Origin of the sequence: Nonomuraea sp. 10N515B, from assembly GCF_052245915.1 — a bacterium.
Lineage (GTDB): Bacteria > Actinomycetota > Actinomycetes > Streptosporangiales > Streptosporangiaceae > Nonomuraea.
This window is the reverse complement of sequence record NZ_JBQQBQ010000191.1, coordinates 1-1,442: the sequence shown is the minus strand read 5'-3', so window position 1 is coordinate 1,442 and position 1,442 is coordinate 1. Positions and strand designations below refer to the sequence as shown.

2 protein-coding genes are annotated in these 1,442 nt (G+C 66.0%); both read left to right on the top strand.

Features of this window, described 5'->3' with window-relative positions:
* The first annotated feature begins 102 nt into the window (after positions 1–102).
* Positions 103–939 (top strand): IS5 family transposase, encoded by an 837-nt coding sequence (locus ACTWQA_RS58950; protein WP_443167490.1) that lies wholly within the window; start codon positions 103–105, stop codon positions 937–939.
* A complete protein-coding gene (locus ACTWQA_RS58945) occupies positions 936–1,364 on the top strand; it encodes a hypothetical protein (protein WP_443167489.1) in 429 nt (142 codons plus the stop codon). The genes ACTWQA_RS58950 and ACTWQA_RS58945 overlap by 4 nt, the downstream gene beginning before the upstream one ends.
* Positions 1,365–1,442 lie beyond the last annotated feature (78 nt).

The window sequence follows — 1,442 nt, the reverse complement described above, 5'->3', positions numbered from 1 at the left end:
AGAGGGCGGTCCGCGGGTCTATGCCCCTGATGTCGCAGTGTGATCGAGCGAATCTGTAGCGTTATGCCTAGCTGGTAGGCATGGATGTGCTGAGATGGCCGGGTGAGTGAACGCAAGCCGTACGCGAGCGACTTATCCGATGAGCGGTGGGCCTTGATCGAGCCGGTGATCATGGCGTGGAAGGCCGCGCACCCCTCGGTCAGCGGCCATCAGGGCAAATACGAGATGCGGGAGATCGTTAACGCGATCCTGTATCAGAGCCGGACCGGCTGCCAGTGGAGCTTGCTGCCCCATGACCTGCCACCTCGCAGCGCGGTCATGTACTACTACACCGCCTGGCGTAAGGACGGCACCGACAAGGCCATCCACGACCTGCTGCGCTTGCAGGTGCGGGAGAAGAAGGGACGATTAGCCGACCCCAGCCTGGTGGTGCTCGACACCCAGAGCGTGCGCGCCGCGGCCGGCGTCCCGAAGGCCACGACCGGCCGGGATGCGGCCAAGAAGGTACCGGGTCGCAAGCGTGGACTGGCCGTGGACGTGCTGGGCCTGGTCATCGCGGTGGTGGTCGCGGCAGCTTCGATCCACGACAACGCCATCGGTAACGCCTTGCTGGACCGGGTCGCCGCCGCCACTGCCCACGGCAGCGTCCAGACCGCCCTGGTCGACCAAGGGTTCAAGAACAGCGTGGTCGCCCACGGCGCCACCCACGACATCAACGTGAAGATCGTCGAGCGGAACCCCGCCGAGGCCGGGTTCGTCCCTCAGCCCAAGCGGTGGGTGGTAGAGCAGACCTACGGCACGATATCCCTGCACCGGCGCCTGGTACGCGACTACGAACACGATCAGGCCAGCTCCGAGTCACGGGTGTACTGGGCGATGACCGATGTGATGTCCCGTCGGCTGACCGGCCCTTCCACTCCTGCCTGGCGCGACACGTGAGCGCCCCGGACTCCGGCGCGTGGCTGCTGGACCGGATCGACGCCCGAGAGAAGGCGCTGACCGGCCACATCGAACAGATCCAAGCCCAGATCGAGGAGTTGACCGCCCGCCTGCGGGACCTCGACCAGGACCTCGATCATCTGCAGATCACCCGCAAGACCTTGCTCGTCCTCGCCGACCAGCCCGGTCCGGCGTCCCCGCCGCCACCGGCTCCCGCAGTGCCCGACCATCCCGCCTACCAGCAGATTCTCACCCTCATGGCCGATATCGGCCAGCCCTCACGAGCGCGTGACCTCTGCATGGCCCTGGATCTGCCCCTGGCGCGTAAGAACATCGAGAACACCCGCGCCAAGCTCAAGCGCCTGGTCAACCTGGGCATTCTCGTGGAGATCGAGCCGGGATTGTTCGCTCAGCCACGTCCATAGCCCGGCAACGAGCCCGTGACCAGCCCTCCTCATGCAGCGCAAGCGATCAAAGGGACATCAACTCGCGAACCGCCCTCT